The following is a 14,628-nucleotide window of genomic DNA, read 5'->3' as shown; positions in this document are numbered from 1 at the left end:
TCATCGGCGGTATTGATCGTGGTATTCGTGCCGGGTGCGTGTCAAAGTCTTTCGGCGGTGGCCGAATTGCCGGAACCCCGCTTTGTTAACGGAATGTTGCGGGCGGACGGTGCGATGGGTAGGGGAAGACCCATGGATCCCAGGGAACACGCGGAACACGCGGAACGCTTCGACGGGTACGCGGTACTGATCACGGGCGCGGCGCGCGGCATCGGCGCGGCCACCGCGCGGCGCCTCACGGCGGAGGGCGCGCGGGTGCTCGTCACGGACATCGACGAGGACGAGGCCGCGCGTACCGCCGCCGAACTGCCCGGAGCGGTGGCGCTGTACTGCGACGTCGGCGACCGGGCGTCGGTGGAGGCGGCCGTGGCGTACGCGGTGGAGACCTTCGGCGGGCTCGACGTCCTCGTCAACAACGCCCTCGCCCCCGTCGCCCCCGACCGGGACCGCTTCGAGGACGAACCGGACGGCGGCTGGGCGGGCCAGCTCGACGTGACGCTGATGGGCGCGGTCCGCTGCTCCCGGGCGGCGCTGCCGCACCTCGCGGCGGCGGGCGGGCGCGGGGCGATCGTCACGATCGGCTCGGTCAACGCCGAGGTGGACTTCGGCAACCACGCCTACAGCGCGGCCAAGGCGGGCCTGGCCTCGCTGACCCGGACGCTGGCGGGCGACGCGGCGCCGCGCGGTGTCCGCGTCAACCAGATCAACCCGGGGACGATCGCGACGACGGCCTGGGCGGGCAAGGAGGCCGAACTCGCGGCCCTGGCGGACCGCGTCTACCCCCTGGGCCGCGTCGGCACCCCGGAGGACGTGGCGGCGGCCGTCGCGTTCCTCGCGTCGCGTGACGCGTCCTGGATCACGGGCACGGTCCTGCGGGTCGACGGCGGACTGCTGGCGGTGAACACGCACTTCGCGGAGGTCCTGGCGGACTGAGAACTTCTTCGACCGGGGACGCAACCTCGGGAGGTGCCACACGTCTGGTGGGTTGAAGGCGCCCTTCGGACCACATCCCACCTCCTCACCTGGAGAACGTCATGAACCGCAACCCCCGCCGCATCCTGGGCGCCGTAGCCGGTGCCGCGCTGCTCCTGGGCGGTGCCTTCACCGCGCAGGCCGTCGCCGACTCGGGCGCGCAGCCGGCGCCGGCGCCGAAGGTCGTCACCCCGGCGGAGGCGGCCTCGCAGTCCGCCTCGCAGTCCGCCTCGCAGTCGGCCCCGCAGCCGGCGTCGAAGCCGGTCGTGGTGAAGCCGGGCACGGCTTCCTCCGACGCCGGCGAGAAGGGTGTTCCGGCCATGAAGTCGGTGCCCGCGGAGACCGCCCCCCGCGTGATCAGCCCGGGCAAGTAACCCAGGAGCGAGGGCGGGCCGGCCCACCAAGGCCCGGCCCGCCCACCCCACCCCCCTTGCCCCGCAACGGATCGAGCGAGACATGCAGTACGCGATGGCCGCGGCGCCGCCCTGGTGGTCCCGGCTGCTGGCCCGTGTGTCCGGGACCGGCACAGGGTCCGGGGGCGGGGCGCTGGTACGGGAACTCCGCCCGCGCGCACGGGTCGCGCCGTACGACGACCGGCCGCCGACGCTGACCGACCTGTACAGGGCCCGCCGGCTCGACATGGTGCGACTGGCCCTCTTCCTCGTCGACGACCTGTACACGGCCGAGGACGTGGTCCAGGACGCGTTCGCCGCGGTCTGCCGGTCGTACGGCACCTCACTGGACGGCCTCCAGGACCCGGGGGCGTACCTGCACACCGCCGTGGTCAACGCGGCCCGTTCCGTCCTGCGCCGCCGTCGTACGGCCCGCGGCTACACCCCGCCCCATCAGCCGGCGAGCGCCCCGGTGGACGAGGGCCTCCTCCTGGCGGAGGAACACCGCCACGTCCTCGACGCGCTGGCGCGACTCACCGCCCGCCAGCGCGAGGTCCTGGTCCTCCGCTACTGGTCGGAACTGACCGAGGCGCAGATAGCCCAGACCCTCGGCCTGTCCCGAGGCACGGTGAAGTCCACGGCGAGCCGGGCCCTGGACGCCCTGGAGAAGAGACTGGAGGCGTCCCGATGACCCCCCGCACCCCCGCCGAAGACCACCAGCACCACGCCACGACGGAGACCCGGCTCAGAGCGGCCCTGACGGCCCGCGCGGCCCAGGTGACCCTCCAGGACCTCCGCCGCGAGAACCCCCCGCAGGGCCGCACCTGGACGGCCCGAGCCCTGTACGGCCCCGGCCTCGCCGCACTGGCCGCGGCGGCGGCGGTCTGCCTCCTGTACCTGCTCCCGGGCGGCCCCCTGGCCCCCGCCCCGGTCCAGCCGGCCGGCCCCCCGGGCATCACGGACCCGGCACCGCCGACGCCGGCCCCGACGACTCCCTCGCCGGCCGGGGAGCCGAGGGTCGTCAGACCGTCGGACTGACGGGCCCCGAGGTGAGTCCTCGTCCCGCGACGGCCTAGCCTCTGCTGGTCCGCCCGGCCCGGGCGGTTCAGGAGAGGGGTGGTTCATGCGACAGCGGGGAGCGGGCGGCGGACTGAGGTTCGCGGCCTGGGTACTGGTACCGCTCGGGCTGGTCCTGGCCGTGGGAGGCATCGGGTACTTCTTCGCGAACTACCAAGGGGCCACTGTCATGGGCGAGTCGATGGTGCCCACGTACAGCCCGGGCGAGCGGCTGGTCGTCGAACGGATCGACACGGACGAGATACGCAGAGGCGACGTGGTCCTCGTCCTCGTGCCCGACCGCTATCAGGACCGGCCGGTCCTGCAACGGGTCATCGGGACGGGCGGCGATCACGTGGTGAGCGACGGGGACCGGATCACGGTGGACGGGCAGCCGATCGACGAACCGTACGTACGACGCGACGGCATGAACCCGGCGACCCCACCGTACGAGGCGCGGATCCCGGACGGACGGTTGTTCCTGCTGGGGGACAACCGGGGGAACTCGTACGACTCGCGGTTCTTCCTCGGCGACCAGTCGGGCAGCGTCGCGGCGACGGGGGTGCTCGGGCGCGTACAGGACAGCGTCGCCGTGCCGGTGACGTGCGGGACGCTCGGAGTCCTCGGGACCGTGCTGGCGCTGATCGGCACCGGTCTGGGAATCGGCGGGTACGCGGCGGGCCGGAGCGCCCGACGACGCCTCGCGGCCGCGCCGCCGTGGCACGGCGTCAGCAGCTGACGAGCCGGCCGGCCGGGGCCTCCCCAGGGGGCTGGGCCGGCGCCCGGCTCCGACCTACAGCCGCTCGGCCTTCACGGCCCCGACGAACGACGCCCAGGCGTCCGCCTCGAAGAAGAGACACGGTCCGACGGGGGCGGTCTTGCTGTCGCGTACGGCAGTTCCGTCTACGGCGGTGGCGGCCGTCTCGACGCAGTCGCCCTGCTGATCCGAGAAGGACGACTTGCGGAAAGCGCTGACGATCTCAGGTGTCACTTTGCCTCTTCCATCTGGTCCGGGAAGCCGCCCAGGCTCTGTCGGATGCGCTCCGCGCTCTCCTCGGCGGACATCGCCGCCGAGCGTAGTAGATCGAAAACGTTGACGTAGGCGGCGAGATCCTCGGGGGCCTCGACGACGGTCGTGTGGGCGGCGGTGCGCACCGCCACGGCCTCGACGTTGGGTTCGATGCCGAACGAGAAGGCGACGAACGCACCGGACATCCCCGCTGCCTTGCTCGCCGCCGCCGGCAGGATCTGCACGGTGACGTTCTGGTGCTGTCCGGCGTCGAGCAGGCGGCGGAGCTGGCCGTCGCGGACGGCCGGATCGTGGCGGAGCGCCGCTATGGCGGGCTCCCAGATGATGGCGGTGAAGTGGACCCCGCCCTCCTCGATCCTCCGCTGACGCTCCTGGCGGACCTTGACGAGCTGGGCGATGCGTTCCGCCGGGATGAAGCTGGGGCCGGAGGAGATCACCGACTCCGCGTACTCCGGAGTCTGCAACAGCCCGGGAATCAGCGAGGGTTCCCACGATCGGATGTAGGTCGAGTCGCTTTCGAGGGTGATGTGGTCCGCGTAGTCCGGGCGCAGGGTCTCCTGGTAGTCGAGCCACCAGCCGCGTTGGTTGCTCGCGCGCGCCAGTTCCTCCAGCCTGCGTCGCTCGGCCTCGTCCTGGACCCCGTAGCAGTCGAGGAGCGTCCGCACCTCCAGAGCGGAGGCGGAGACTTGTCCGCTCTCGAGCCGGCTGACCTTGGTCACCGACCTCAGGATGGCCTCGGCCGCAACCGACTGGTCGACACCGGCTGCCTCCCGAAGGCGCTTGAGGGCGGAGCCGAGCCGTCGGCTGCGGACCGTCGGCTTCCCACCTGCGGGCATGTCGTCCCCTCTCAACGTGACTTCCAGTGTGCCGCTTTGGGGCAAAGCGGAGCCAGCCTGGACCCCCGCTGGAGCGGTCCGCAAATTTGCGAGAGGCCTACTTGCGGCGACGACCCCGGCACCTCTAGCTTGATGACGTGACGTACCGCACATGCTTCATCGCGGTACGTGATCTTGGTGGTGTGTCGACGGCGAGCGACAGCCGCCCGGCAGCCGATGCCGGAATCCCCGGTGAAGGCAGACCCCCGCGACCGTGCGACCGGTCCGGGGGCGTGGCCAACGCTTCGAAGGAGCGTCAACATGCGTAACCCTAGCGTCCGCCTTGTCGGACTGGTCCTGCGGCTGTTACTGCCCCCGTCGGGGCGGCGGCGTCTGGTCGGGGCTCCGCCCCCGCCCGTGCGCCGGTGCGCCACCCGAGCCGCAACTGCCGGGGCCCGTGCCCGCGTTGTTCCTCTCCGGGGTGAGGGCAGTCGACTCGTACGTCCCTACCTCGACGCGCACGAGACCACGCGGGCCCAGCGCCACCGCCGGCGGGCCTTGTGGTGGGCCACGCGCGGCGTCGACGTCGGGCCGCGGCGGATCCACGGCGTGGAGGTGGCGTGATGGGATCCGTGCCCGACGAGGCCGTCGTGCTGCGCTGGCGCCACACCGCCCGCAGCGTCCCGCTCGCACGGCGCGAGCTGCGCCGCGTACTCGCCCGGTGGGAGTGGGCGGCCGTCGAGGACGCCGCCTCGCTCGTGCTCTCCGAGCTGCTGACGAACGCCGTCCGGCACGGCCACGTACCCGGCCGGGAGGTCGAGACCCACTTCGCCCGAGTGCCCGGCGACCGGCTCCGCATCGAGGTCCACGACGCCTCCGAACGGCGGCCGTTGATGGCGTTGCCCGACACCGGAGGCGACGGCGGGTGGGGGCTGCCCCTCGTCGACACCCTCGCCGCCAAGTGGGGTGTCTGCGACCGCCCCGGGACGGGAAAGCTGGTGTGGGCTGAGCTTGCCGTGGAGGGGGAGTCGGATGCGTCGTGAGGGAATGGCGTTAGGCCGCGTGGCGGGGCCGTACCACCGGGGGGCGCGGCGGCCCAGGCTCTGGGCGTTACGGGCCGACCGTACCGGCAGCGGGCCGATCACCGAGGCCGAGTGCACCACGTGCCATGACGGTTCCGGCGCGGCGGACGACGGCCGCGGGCCCGCCGTCTGGTGTCTGACCCATGCCGAGGAGACCGGTCACACCGGCTTCCGTCGCATCCGTACCGACTTCTTCCGCGCGACTTCGTCGGTGTCCAGCGACGGCGGCGGTACCTGCTGAGGGCGTTTCCGGTTGCCAACCTAGGGCCTCTAGTTTAAAACTAGGGGTCCTAGGCTGATGTGGAGGGCGCATGGTGCGGGCAGGGCTGACGGCGGATCGAGTGACGGCCGAGGCCGCCGAGCTGGCGGACGAGGTGGGTCTCGACCAGGTGACCATGTCGCAGGTGGCGCGGCGGCTGGGCGTGAAGGACGCGAGCCTCTACGCGCACGTCCGCGGCCTGGAGGACCTGCGCGGACGGATCGCCCTGCTGGCGGCGGACGAGAAGACCCTCCGTATCGCGGAGGCGACTGCCGGGCGGTCGGGCAAGGACGCGCTGGTCGCCTTCGCCGACGCCTGGCGCGCGTACGCCCACGAGCACCCGGGCCGCTACACGGCGACGCAGATCCCGATCCGGATCGATCCCGAACTCGCCGCGAAGGCGCCGGGACCGCGGCGCGCGGTCGAGCTGACCTACGGCATGCTGCGCGGCTACCGGCTGGCCGAACCGGACCTGACGGACGCCGTCCGGCTGCTGCGCAGCACGTTCCACGGGTTCGTCGCCCTGGAGGCCGCGGGCGGCTTCGGGCACGAGCGTCCGCCACAGCGGTCCTGGGTCCGCGCCCTCGACGCCCTGCACACCCTCCTGGAGCACTGGCCCGCGTCCCGAGAAGGAGACTCCGCATGACCGACCCGACCACCGGCAGCCTGCGCGTGAACGGCGCGACCCTGCACTACGAGGTGCGCGGTCACGGCCCGCTCCTGCTGCTGATCCCCGGCGGGGCGGGCGGCGCGGCCGCCTTCGACGGCATCGCCGACAGCCTGGCCGCCACGTACACGGTCGCCACCTACGACCCGCGCGGGATGTCCCGGAGCGTCCTGGACGACCCCGAGGCCGAGCAGAGCGTGCCGGAACACGCCGACGACGCGTACCGCCTGCTGGAACTGCTCTCGCCCGGTGAGCCCGCCCGGGTGTTCGGCGCCAGCTCGGGCGCCATCGCCGCCCTGCACCTGCTCGCCGCCCATCCCGAACGCGTCGCACGCGTCGTGGCGCACGAGCCCCCGGCGGTCATGGTCCTGCCGGACGCCTCCGACCACCGCGCGTTCATCGCGCGCGTGTCGGAGACGTTCCGCACGCAGGGGCTCAGGCCGGCGATGGCGGTGTTCGCGGCGGGACTGGCGAAGGACGGGGACGCCCCTGGACGGAAGACCGAGGCCGAGACAGAGACCCCGGCCGAGCCCCAGCCCGAGGCCGGGACCCAGCCCCAGGCCGGGACCCAGCCCCAGCCCCAGCCCCCGACCGAGCTTCCGCCGGAGGCGGCGGCGAGGGCCGAGCAGACGATGGCCAACCTGCCGTACTTCGTCGGACGCATCGTTCCCGGCTTCATGTCCTACACCCCGGCCATGGGGCGGCTGGAGACTCTGTCGGACCGGCTCGTGCTCGGCGCCGGCCAGGACTCACCGGGCGAACTGGCCCACCGTTCGGCCGCCTTCATGGCCGAACGGCTCGGCCTGGAGCTCCTGCGCTTCCCCGGCGGGCACGTCGGTTCGACCACGCATCCCGACCGGTTCGGCGAGGTCCTCACCAAGGCGTTCCATCCCTAAGAGGCGTCACCCGGCCTGAAGCATCAGGCCGATGCCGATGGCCATCAGGCCCGCCGCCGCGACCCGCGGCCCGCCGAAGCGTTCCTTGAAGAAGAGCGCGCCGATCGCCGCGCCCACGATGATCGAGGACTCGCGGAGCGCCGCGATCGGGGCCAGCGGCGCCTTCGTCTGGGCCCACAGGACGAGCGCGTACGCCGAGACGGAGAGGAGCGCGCCGACGAGGCCCAGGCCCGCGTACGGGCGGAGTCGGGGAAGGAGGGCCGCCCGCCGCGTCCACAGGGCGTACGCGGGGATCACCAGGCCCTGGAGGATCATCAGCCACGCGATGTAGCCGAGCGACGTGCCGGAGGCGCGGACGCCGACGCCGTCGACGACCGTGTAGAGCGCGATCGACAGGCCCGTCGCGCCGGCGGCGAGCAGCGCCGGCCAGTGCGGGCGGCTGTCCTTGCCCCGGATGCCCCACAGGGCGAGGCCCGTCAGGCCCGCGCACGCCACCGCCACCCCGAGCAACTGCCAGCCGCCCGGCACCTCGTCGAGGAGGACCGCCGCGAGGACGGTCACGACGAGCGGGGCCGTACCGCGGGCGATCGGATACATCTGCCCGAAGTCGCCCAGCGTGAACGAGCGCATCAGCAGGGCGTAGTAGCCGATGTGGAGGAGCGCGGAGGAGACGAGGTACGGCCAGGCGCCCGCCGCCGGGAGCGGCACGAAGACGGCCGTGACCAGGCCGATCAGCGCCCCGCCGCCGGAGATCAGCGTGAAGGAGAGCAACTGCTCCTTGATGTGGTGCGCGATCGCGTTCCAGCTCGCGTGCGTGACGGCGGCGACGAGGACCGCGAGGGTGACGAGCGGTGTCACGCCGAGGTCTCGCGCACGTCCACGAGGGTGGCGCCGGCGTGGGCGACCAGCGTCTTCGGGTCCAGCGCGAAGACCGTGCGGGGGGTGCCCGCCGCCGCCCACACGAGGTCGTGTTCGAGGATGCCCCGATCGGCGAGGACCCGGGTACGCGTGCGGTGACCGAAGGGCGGGACGCCCCCGATCGCGTACCCGGTGGTCTCCCGGACGACCTTCGCGTCGGCCCGGGTGACCTTCCCGGCGCACAGCTCCCGCCGTACGAGCTCGACGTCCACCCGCGAGGCGCCGTCCATCAGGACGAGGACCGGCACCCCGTCGGCGGCGAAGATCAGCGACTTCACGATCTCGGCGACCTCGCAGCCGATGGCCTCGGCGGCCTGCTGGGCGGTGCGGGTGTCCTCCGGGAAGCGGCGGACCTCGACGTCGAGGCCCAACTCCCGGAGGGCGGCGGCGAACTGGGGGTGCGCGAGGGAGCTCTCGTCAGCTGTGGTCATGGCCCGCACGCTAGCGGTAGGTGTACGGGCCATGCGACCGGGTTTCGAGGGGCGGTCGGCGCGGCGACCGGTCAGCCGGCCTTCAGGACCTGCGCGACCACGGGGCCCGCCGCGTCGCTGCCGTGACCGCCCTCCTCGACGACCGCCGCCGCCGCGAGGTCGCCCGAGTAGCCGGTGAACCAGCTGTTGGACTTGCCCTGGCCGTCGACCTCGGCGGAGCCGGTCTTCGCGCCCTTCGGGCGGGCGAGCCCCGACATCGCGCGGAACGCGGTGCCGTCCGACATCGTCGCCGTCTCCTTCATCATCCGCTGGAGCCCCGAGGCGACCGCGGGGGAGAGCCGGTCGGCCTGGGCGAACTCCCGGTCGTCGAGCTCCTTCGCCACCAGGTACGGCTGGAGGAAGCCGCCGTTCTTCACGGTCGCGGAGAGCGAGGCGACGTTCAGGGCGCTCATCGTGATCCTGCCCTGGCCGATGTACGAGGCGGGCGTCTCGCTGCCGGCCGACTCGGGGACGCTGCCGTCCGCCGCCGGGACGCCCACCGCCCAGCTCTGGCCGATGCCGAAGGAGTCGCGGGCGGTGTCGCCGAGGGCGGTGTTCTCGATGCCCTTGTCATTGAGGGCAGGGACCGCCTTGATGAAGGCGGTGTTGCAGGAGCGGCGGAACGACTCGGCGAGGGTGCCGTTGGTGATGCTGAACCTCTTGAGGTTCTCGAAGGTGGTGCTCCGCGACACGACGTCGGACGGACACTCGACCTTGCTGTCGGGCGTCGCGATGCCGTTCTGCATCATCATCGCCGCCGTGACGATCTTCATCGTGGAACCGGGGGCCTGGGCTCCGCGGAAGGCGGTGTTGTATTCGGTGGCCGGGTTGTTGGCCACCGCCCGTATCGCACCCGTGGACGGCTCTATCGCCGCTACCGAGGCGTTCCCGTACACCTTGACCGCCTTCTCGGCCGCCGCCTGCACGCCCGCGTCGATGGTGGTCTTCAGCGTGCCCGGCTTGCCCTTCGACAGGACGAGGAGGGTGGAGTCGGCCACGGACGAGCTGCCCGAGTCGATCCACGTCTCGATGCCGGTCTCGCCGCCCGCCTTCGCCCCGTACCGCTTGCGCAGCTCGTCCAGGATCGGCCTCAGCGAGGGGTAAGTCTCCGCCGTCAGCTCCTTGCCGTTCCGGTCGACGGCCTTCACCGAAGGCGACTTCGCGACACCCGTCCGCACCGTCGCCTCGGCGGTCAGCAGCTTCGGGTGCAGCACCGACGGCGCCCACTTCACCAGCGGCCGGCCGGTGGTCTGGCCACGGACGACGGTCAGCTCGGAGTCGTACGTCCAGGGCTTCGACACGCCCTTGTACGTGATCGTCGCCTTCACCGTGAAGGGCACCGTCGGTCCGACGGGCGCCCCCGGCGTGATCTCGGCCTCCGAGACGCTCGCGCCGTCGCGGTAGGCCGCCACGGCGGGCCCGGCGGTGACCGGGTCGTTCGTCAGCTGCCCGGCCTTCTCCGCCTCGCCGGCGGCCCAGGCCGCGAGGAACTCCTTCGCGGTCGTCGTCACCTCGTCGCCGGTGACGGGCCCGGTCTTCGGCGCGCCGTCGGAACGGGTCCCGACGGTCGTGTCGCCGCCCGTGATCCCGTTGTAGAGGTTGAGCCCCCCGTATCCGACACCGCCGGCCACGACGAGGAACACGCCCCCGACGATCGCTGTCTTCGCCCCACTGCGCATGGCTGCGCCTCCCCTCCCCAGGTGGCCGTCCAGTCAAGCAGTGTCCCTTCGGTGTGTCGAGCAACTATTGCCACATGTGTCACAAGGAGGCGGGGGTACCGATTGCTCCGACGGGTGCCGGCACTGGTTGCCCGCACCGGTTGCTCTATCGGAATCGGCGCGTCCGCCGCTCTCGCGCGGCGCACGCGCAATGCCGGAAACCTCTGGGAATCTTCGGGCGTCAAGGCTGCCGGCGGCTAGGAGATGTCTGATGGGCGTTGCCTCTACGAGTACGTACGGCGCGTGGTTCTACGCCGGCCAGCAGGACGGCTCGCGGCGCTCCGCCGAGTCCGTGCTGCCGCTGGTCTTCGACCTCGTCAGGCCGTCGAGCGTGGTGGACGTGGGCTGCGGCACGGGCTCCTGGCTGGCCACCGCGCGGGACCTGGGGGCGAAGGAGGTCCTGGGCGTCGACGGCCCCTGGGTGTCCGCCGACGCGCTGCGCATCCCCCCGGACTGCTTCAGGGAGCAGGACCTCGGCTACCCGCTGCGCCTGGACCGGCGGTTCGACCTGGCGATGTGCCTGGAGGCCGCGGAGCACTTCGACGCGGCCCGCGCGGACTCCCTGGTCGGTGACCTGTGCTCCCTCGCGGACGTCGTCCTCTTCTCCGCCGCGATCCCCGGCCAGACCGGCACGGACCACCGCAACGAACAGTGGCCGCCGTACTGGCGCGGGCGTTTCGAGCAGTGGGGCTACGAGCTCGTCGACTGCCTGCGCACCCGCTTGTGGGACGACCCGGCGATCGAGCCCTGGTACGCGCAGAACGCCTTCCTCTACGTCAACGGCGACCGGCTCGCCGCCGACGAGCGGCTCCGCACGGCGGCCGCCGAGAACGGCCGGATGCCCCTGACCGCCGTCCACCCCGGCGTCCTCGCACTGTTCTCCGCCCCCTACGCCCCCACGGAGCCCGAACCGGCGGACCGCCAGGGCACACCCCGCAGATTCATCAGCGGCTGAGCCTGACGACAGCGGCTGAGCCGGACGACGAAGAGGGCGCGACCGGTGGTCGCGCCCTCTTGGTGTCTTCACGCGGTCAGATCCACGTGTCGAGCCACATCCGGCCCCGCCATTGGTCTATCGGAATGGGCGTGCCCGTGTAGATCGGCCAGAAGTAGATGAAATTCCAGACGATCAACAGGACGAGACATCCCGCCGCCACCGCGCCGAAAGTCCGGCGCCTTTCCGATGATCCCCGGGGGCCGATGATCGCGCCCAGCATCATGGCCACCGCCAGACACAGGAAAGGCACGAAGACGACCGCGTAGAAAAGGAAGATCGTGCGTTCCTGGTAGAGGAACCACGGGACCCAGCCGGCCGCGATCGCGCAGGCGATCGCGCCCGCGCGCCAGTCGCGGCGGAAGGCCCAGCGCCACAGGACGTACAGGATGGCGAAGCAGGCCGCCCACCACAGGAGCGGGGTGCCGAGGGCCAGGACCTCCTGGGCGCACTTCTCCTTGGCGGTGGCCGGGCAGCCGCCGGTGCCGGGGGCCGGGGACTCGTAGAAGTACGAGACGGGGCGGCCGAGCACGATCCAGGACCAGGGGTTCGACTCGTAGGTGTGCGGCGAGGTCAGGCCCACGTGGAACGAGTAGACCTCGGACTCGTAGTGCCACAGGCTGCGCAGCCAGTCCGGCAGCCAGCTCCAGGTGCTGTCCCCGCCGCCCGGCAGCTTGTCCTGCTTGGCGGCCCAGTCGCGGAAGTAGCCCCTGTCGCCCGGCTCGTTCGAGACGATCCAGCCCGTCCAGGTCGCCAGGTACGTGGCGATCGCCACCGGCACCACCGACACGAACGCCGGGACCAGGTCCTTCTTGAGCACCGCGAGGTGCGGGCGGACGGCGCCGCCCGTGCGGCGGCCCGCCACGTCCCACAGGACCGTCATCAGGCCGAACGCCACCATGACGTACAGGCCGTTCCACTTGGTCGCCGCCGCGAGACCCAGCATCACGCCGGCCGCGATCCGCCACGGCCGCCACCCCATGCGCAGGGTCTCCGCGATCTCCGCGTCGGGCCGCAGCACCCCCTCCTCGTCCTCGGGCAACGCCGCCGCCAGCCGTTTCCGGTTGCGGTCACGGTCGACGACGAGGCAGCCGCAGGAGGCGAGCACGAAGAACATCAGCACCTGGTCGAGGAGCGCCGTACGGCTCATCACGAAGTGCAGTCCGTCGACGGCGAGCAGCAGGCCCGCCAGACAGCCAAGGAACGTCGAGCGGAAGAGCCGCCGGCCGATCCGGCACAGCAGCAGCACCGACAGCGTGCCGAGCAGCGCCACCATGAAGCGCCAGCCGAAGGGCTCGAAGCCGAAGATCCTCTCGCCGAGCCCGATGACCCATTTGCCCATCGGGGGATGGACGACGTACCCCGGGTCGGTCGGGACGAGCACCGAGCCCGGGTCCTTCAGGATCGTCTTGTCGATGTCCTTCGGCCAGGCCCCCTCGTACCCCTGGTTGATCAGGGCCCACGAGTCCTTGGCGTAGTACGTCTCGTCGAATATCACCGCGTGCGGCTTGCCCAGGTTCCAGAACCTCAGCAGCCCGGCGACCGCCGTGACCAGGAGCGGACCGCCCCAGGCCAGCAGCCGCCACAGCCGGTCGGCCGGTCCCGGGCCGAGGCCGAGGAGCGACCGGACGCGCGCCGAAGGACGGGCGTACGGCGGGTCGAGCCGCTCCCGCAGCCCGAGGGGAGCGGGGTTCTCGGCGCGGGGCGCGTAGCCGAAGCGCCGCAGCCTCTGCTGCCACGAAGAGGGCTCTGCCACGGGCTCTGCCATGGGGTGCTGGCCCTCCAGGGCCTCGGGTGCGGTACTGGTCACCGCGCCATCGTAGGGAACGCGCCTGTGCGCGTCGCCTGTCCGGGCTGGGAGGATGTCCTGTGTGACAGGAACGCTGGTACTCGCAGGGACCCCCATCGGTGACATCGCGGACGCTCCGCCCCGACTCGCCACCGAGCTGCAGAGCGCGGACATCGTGGCCGCCGAGGACACCCGGAGGCTGCGCGGCCTGACCCGCGCCCTCGGGATCCACACCTCGGGACGGGTCGTCTCGTACTTCGAGGGCAACGAGTCCGCCCGTACGCCCGAGCTGGTCGAGGCGCTGGTGGGCGGCGCCCGTGTGCTGCTCGTCACCGACGCGGGCATGCCGTCCGTCTCGGACCCCGGCTACCGCCTGGTCGCCGCCGCCGTCGAGCAGGACATCAAGGTCACGGCCGTCCCCGGCCCGTCCGCCGTGCTCACCGCGCTCGCCCTCTCCGGGCTGCCCGTGGACCGTTTCTGCTTCGAGGGCTTCCTGCCGAGGAAGGCCGGCGAGCGCCTCGGCCGGCTCCGCGAGGTCGCCGACGAGCGTCGCACCCTCGTCTACTTCGAGGCCCCGCACCGGCTCGACGACACGCTCGCCGCGATGGCCGAGGTCTTCGGCGCCGAGCGCCGCGCCGCCGTCTGCCGCGAGCTGACCAAGACGTACGAGGAGGTCAAGCGCGGCCCGCTCGCCGAGCTCGCGGCCTGGGCCGCCGAGGGCGTACGGGGCGAGATCACCGTCGTCGTCGAGGGCGCCCCGGAAGCCGGACCCGGCGAACTCGACGCGGCGGAGCTGGTGCGCAGGGTGCAGGTGCGCGAGGAGGCGGGGGAGCGGCGCAAGGAGGCGATCGTCGCGGTCGCGGCCGAGGCGGGGCTGCCCAAGCGCGAGGTGTTCGATGCGGTCGTCGCGGCAAAGAACGCGGCAAAGGGCTGACTGGAGGGGTCCTGGTAAACGCAAAGGACTAACCTGAAAGGCAAAGCCGGACCCGGCGCCGGGACTCTTCGCAGGGCGCTTGGCAAGGGAAGAGCCAAAAGCCTTCCATGGTTCGTCTCCTGCTGATGCGCTCCGGCCCGAAAAGGCGTCCACTGATCAGTGGAGAGGAGCTGGCATGAGCGAGATCACCGGCACCGGCATATCCGTCGCCCATGAGGCGTACGCCTTCGCCTGCATGCGCTGTGGATACGGCTGGGAGCAGGCGTACGACATCGAGCACCACGTCGACGCCGCCGGCCAGGAATTCGTCGTCTACAAGGCCGACGGGGAGCGGGTCCCGTCCCCGCTGTCCAGTCCCACCTGCATGAACTGCGGCGGTCACGTCGTCAGGATCATGCGCGCGGGACAGGTGTCGTCGGTGCTCGACCTGATCGCCGCGACGGAGAAGCACCAGCACGGGGCGAAGGCGACCAAGCCCGTCTCGATGGCCGGGCCCATCGGGCAGGAGCTGACCGAGGACACCACGGGCCCGGAGACCCCGCCGGTGCCGCACCACTGGCACCTCTCCGACCTCCTGCATCCTTTCCGTAAGCACGAGTAACCGCGCGCGCCGGCACTCGTGGCCCTCGTACGATC

General features: G+C 72.0%; 18 protein-coding genes. 12 read left to right on the top strand and 6 right to left on the bottom strand.

Annotation, left to right across the window (positions count from 1 at the left end; all coding sequences use genetic code 11):
* The first annotated feature begins 132 nt into the window (after positions 1 to 132).
* The 5 genes from ACWFR1_RS24615 (at position 133) to lepB (ending at position 3,159) form a co-directional block, all read left to right on the top strand.
* The gene (locus tag ACWFR1_RS24615; protein WP_453554578.1) at positions 133 to 933 is read left to right on the top strand and encodes an SDR family NAD(P)-dependent oxidoreductase; all 801 of its coding nucleotides are present in this window, start codon (positions 133 to 135) and stop codon (positions 931 to 933) included.
* Positions 934 to 1,034: 101 nt separating this feature from the next.
* Positions 1,035 to 1,346: a hypothetical protein gene (locus ACWFR1_RS24610; protein ID WP_453554576.1), complete on the top strand. Its 312-nt coding sequence runs from the start codon at positions 1,035 to 1,037 to the stop codon at positions 1,344 to 1,346.
* A gap of 82 nt (positions 1,347 to 1,428) precedes the next feature.
* A complete protein-coding gene (locus ACWFR1_RS24605; RefSeq protein ID WP_453554574.1) occupies positions 1,429 to 2,055 on the top strand; it encodes an RNA polymerase sigma factor in 627 nt (208 codons plus the stop codon).
* On the top strand, positions 2,052 to 2,402 hold the full coding sequence (locus ACWFR1_RS24600; RefSeq protein WP_453554573.1) for a hypothetical protein: 351 nt from the start codon (positions 2,052 to 2,054) through the stop codon (positions 2,400 to 2,402). Before ACWFR1_RS24605 ends, ACWFR1_RS24600 begins: the two co-directional genes overlap by 4 nt.
* Positions 2,403 to 2,487: 85 nt before the next feature.
* Complete coding sequence (lepB, locus tag ACWFR1_RS24595) at positions 2,488 to 3,159, top strand: signal peptidase I (protein WP_453554571.1); 672 nt, start codon at positions 2,488 to 2,490, stop codon at positions 3,157 to 3,159.
* 54 nt (positions 3,160 to 3,213) lie between these two features.
* On the opposite strand, the gene ACWFR1_RS24590 is transcribed toward lepB, so the two are convergent.
* Both ACWFR1_RS24590 and ACWFR1_RS24585 read right to left on the bottom strand, forming a co-directional pair.
* A complete protein-coding gene (locus ACWFR1_RS24590; protein ID WP_453554569.1) occupies positions 3,214 to 3,411 on the bottom strand; it encodes a DUF397 domain-containing protein in 198 nt (65 codons plus the stop codon).
* Positions 3,408 to 4,286 (bottom strand): helix-turn-helix domain-containing protein, encoded by an 879-nt coding sequence (locus ACWFR1_RS24585; RefSeq protein ID WP_453554567.1) that lies wholly within the window; start codon positions 4,284 to 4,286, stop codon positions 3,408 to 3,410. Before ACWFR1_RS24585 ends, ACWFR1_RS24590 begins: the two co-directional genes overlap by 4 nt.
* Positions 4,287 to 4,888: 602 nt before the next feature.
* Here ACWFR1_RS24585 and ACWFR1_RS24580 point away from each other — a divergent pair.
* The 4 genes from ACWFR1_RS24580 to ACWFR1_RS24565 all read left to right on the top strand — a co-directional run bounded on the left by ACWFR1_RS24580 (position 4,889) and on the right by ACWFR1_RS24565 (position 7,169).
* Positions 4,889 to 5,308: an ATP-binding protein gene (locus ACWFR1_RS24580; protein WP_453554565.1), complete on the top strand. Its 420-nt coding sequence runs from the start codon at positions 4,889 to 4,891 to the stop codon at positions 5,306 to 5,308.
* Complete coding sequence (locus tag ACWFR1_RS24575; protein ID WP_453554563.1) at positions 5,298 to 5,588, top strand: DUF7848 domain-containing protein; 291 nt, start codon at positions 5,298 to 5,300, stop codon at positions 5,586 to 5,588. The genes ACWFR1_RS24580 and ACWFR1_RS24575 overlap by 11 nt, the downstream gene beginning before the upstream one ends.
* 70 nt (positions 5,589 to 5,658) lie before the next feature.
* On the top strand, positions 5,659 to 6,252 hold the full coding sequence (locus tag ACWFR1_RS24570; protein ID WP_453554561.1) for a TetR/AcrR family transcriptional regulator: 594 nt from the start codon (positions 5,659 to 5,661) through the stop codon (positions 6,250 to 6,252).
* Positions 6,249 to 7,169: an alpha/beta fold hydrolase gene (locus tag ACWFR1_RS24565; RefSeq protein ID WP_453554559.1), complete on the top strand. Its 921-nt coding sequence runs from the start codon at positions 6,249 to 6,251 to the stop codon at positions 7,167 to 7,169. Before ACWFR1_RS24570 ends, ACWFR1_RS24565 begins: the two co-directional genes overlap by 4 nt.
* 6 nt (positions 7,170 to 7,175) lie before the next feature.
* Here ACWFR1_RS24565 and ACWFR1_RS24560 read toward each other — a convergent pair whose 3' ends face one another.
* Genes ACWFR1_RS24560 through ACWFR1_RS24550 form a run of 3 tightly spaced genes read right to left on the bottom strand, consistent with a single transcriptional unit; the run spans position 7,176 to position 10,236 of the window.
* Entirely contained in the window at positions 7,176 to 8,027 is an 852-nt protein-coding gene (locus ACWFR1_RS24560) for an EamA family transporter (RefSeq protein WP_453554557.1), read from the bottom strand.
* On the bottom strand, positions 8,024 to 8,551 hold the full coding sequence (locus ACWFR1_RS24555; protein ID WP_453554555.1) for a YbaK/EbsC family protein: 528 nt from the start codon (positions 8,549 to 8,551) through the stop codon (positions 8,024 to 8,026). Before ACWFR1_RS24555 ends, ACWFR1_RS24560 begins: the two co-directional genes overlap by 4 nt.
* 38 nt (positions 8,552 to 8,589) lie before the next feature.
* Complete coding sequence (locus ACWFR1_RS24550; protein WP_453554553.1) at positions 8,590 to 10,236, bottom strand: penicillin-binding transpeptidase domain-containing protein; 1,647 nt, start codon at positions 10,234 to 10,236, stop codon at positions 8,590 to 8,592.
* A 250-nt stretch (positions 10,237 to 10,486) separates the two neighbouring features.
* On the opposite strand from ACWFR1_RS24550, the gene ACWFR1_RS24545 reads away from it, so the two are divergent.
* Entirely contained in the window at positions 10,487 to 11,230 is a 744-nt protein-coding gene (locus ACWFR1_RS24545) for a class I SAM-dependent methyltransferase (RefSeq protein WP_453554551.1), read from the top strand.
* Between the two features lie 76 nt (positions 11,231 to 11,306).
* On the opposite strand, the gene ACWFR1_RS24540 is transcribed toward ACWFR1_RS24545, so the two are convergent.
* Positions 11,307 to 13,079, bottom strand: coding sequence for a dolichyl-phosphate-mannose--protein mannosyltransferase (locus ACWFR1_RS24540; RefSeq protein WP_453554549.1), 1,773 nt, complete (start codon positions 13,077 to 13,079; stop codon positions 11,307 to 11,309).
* Between the two features lie 52 nt (positions 13,080 to 13,131).
* On the opposite strand from ACWFR1_RS24540, the gene rsmI reads away from it, so the two are divergent.
* Positions 13,132 to 13,992, top strand: coding sequence for a 16S rRNA (cytidine(1402)-2'-O)-methyltransferase (gene rsmI / locus ACWFR1_RS24535; protein WP_185909558.1), 861 nt, complete (start codon positions 13,132 to 13,134; stop codon positions 13,990 to 13,992).
* Between the two features lie 175 nt (positions 13,993 to 14,167).
* Positions 14,168 to 14,593 (top strand): hypothetical protein, encoded by a 426-nt coding sequence (locus ACWFR1_RS24530; protein ID WP_453554546.1) that lies wholly within the window; start codon positions 14,168 to 14,170, stop codon positions 14,591 to 14,593.
* Positions 14,594 to 14,628 lie beyond the last annotated feature (35 nt).

It is taken from the genome of Streptomyces sp. NPDC055103, assembly GCF_053607625.1.
Note: the sequence above shows the minus strand (reverse complement) of the source record. Positions and strands in the feature narration are given on the sequence as shown.

Coding starts and splice junctions, on each gene's coding strand:
- ACWFR1_RS24565 (WP_453554559.1), top strand. CDS start 6,249: ATGACCGACCCGACCACCGGCAGCCTGCGCGTGAACGGCGCGACCCTG.
- ACWFR1_RS24585 (WP_453554567.1), bottom strand. CDS start 4,286: ATGCCCGCAGGTGGGAAGCCGACGGTCCGCAGCCGACGGCTCGGCTCC.
- ACWFR1_RS24580 (WP_453554565.1), top strand. CDS start 4,889: ATGGGATCCGTGCCCGACGAGGCCGTCGTGCTGCGCTGGCGCCACACC.
- ACWFR1_RS24530 (WP_453554546.1), top strand. CDS start 14,168: ATGAGCGAGATCACCGGCACCGGCATATCCGTCGCCCATGAGGCGTAC.
- ACWFR1_RS24600 (WP_453554573.1), top strand. CDS start 2,052: ATGACCCCCCGCACCCCCGCCGAAGACCACCAGCACCACGCCACGACG.
- ACWFR1_RS24615 (WP_453554578.1), top strand. CDS start 133: ATGGATCCCAGGGAACACGCGGAACACGCGGAACGCTTCGACGGGTAC.
- lepB (WP_453554571.1), top strand. CDS start 2,488: ATGCGACAGCGGGGAGCGGGCGGCGGACTGAGGTTCGCGGCCTGGGTA.
- ACWFR1_RS24555 (WP_453554555.1), bottom strand. CDS start 8,551: ATGGCCCGTACACCTACCGCTAGCGTGCGGGCCATGACCACAGCTGAC.
- ACWFR1_RS24575 (WP_453554563.1), top strand. CDS start 5,298: ATGCGTCGTGAGGGAATGGCGTTAGGCCGCGTGGCGGGGCCGTACCAC.
- ACWFR1_RS24545 (WP_453554551.1), top strand. CDS start 10,487: ATGGGCGTTGCCTCTACGAGTACGTACGGCGCGTGGTTCTACGCCGGC.
- ACWFR1_RS24605 (WP_453554574.1), top strand. CDS start 1,429: ATGCAGTACGCGATGGCCGCGGCGCCGCCCTGGTGGTCCCGGCTGCTG.
- ACWFR1_RS24550 (WP_453554553.1), bottom strand. CDS start 10,236: ATGCGCAGTGGGGCGAAGACAGCGATCGTCGGGGGCGTGTTCCTCGTC.
- ACWFR1_RS24610 (WP_453554576.1), top strand. CDS start 1,035: ATGAACCGCAACCCCCGCCGCATCCTGGGCGCCGTAGCCGGTGCCGCG.
- rsmI (WP_185909558.1), top strand. CDS start 13,132: ATGTCCTGTGTGACAGGAACGCTGGTACTCGCAGGGACCCCCATCGGT.
- ACWFR1_RS24570 (WP_453554561.1), top strand. CDS start 5,659: ATGGTGCGGGCAGGGCTGACGGCGGATCGAGTGACGGCCGAGGCCGCC.